The 375-nt window shown below is 75.5% G+C and carries 1 protein-coding gene; it reads right to left on the reverse strand.

What is annotated here, in order from left to right:
- Positions 1–375 (reverse strand): condensation domain-containing protein (locus IG98_RS46280; protein WP_037973087.1); only part of this gene is annotated, 375 nt, incomplete at both ends.

Consider the following 375-nt stretch of genomic DNA (forward strand, 5'->3'; position numbering starts at 1 on the left):
GGTCGCGTGCCAGGCGGTGAACAGGTCCGGCAGCAGGATGCGCCAGGACACCCCGTCCACCGCCAGATGGTGCACCGTCACCACCAACCGGCCCGACACCCGGGGCCCGGCGTCCAACCACGCCACCCGGACCAACTGCCCGGCCACCGGATCCAACCCCGCCCGCGAAACCGCCGCCTCCTCCGCCACCGCGGCGACCAGACCCCCCGGCTCCCCCGACACCTCCACCCGGCGCACACACCCGTCGGCCGCCACCGCCCCCCGCGGAGCGACCTCATACCCCCCCTCCGCCGACACCCGCAGCCGCAGCACGTCATGGTGATCCAGCACCACCCGCACCGCCGACGTCAGACGGTCCAGCCCCAGCCCGGCAGG

Origin of the sequence: Streptosporangium amethystogenes (assembly GCF_000721075.1) — a bacterium.
GTDB classification, from domain to species: domain Bacteria; phylum Actinomycetota; class Actinomycetes; order Streptosporangiales; family Streptosporangiaceae; genus Streptosporangium; species Streptosporangium amethystogenes.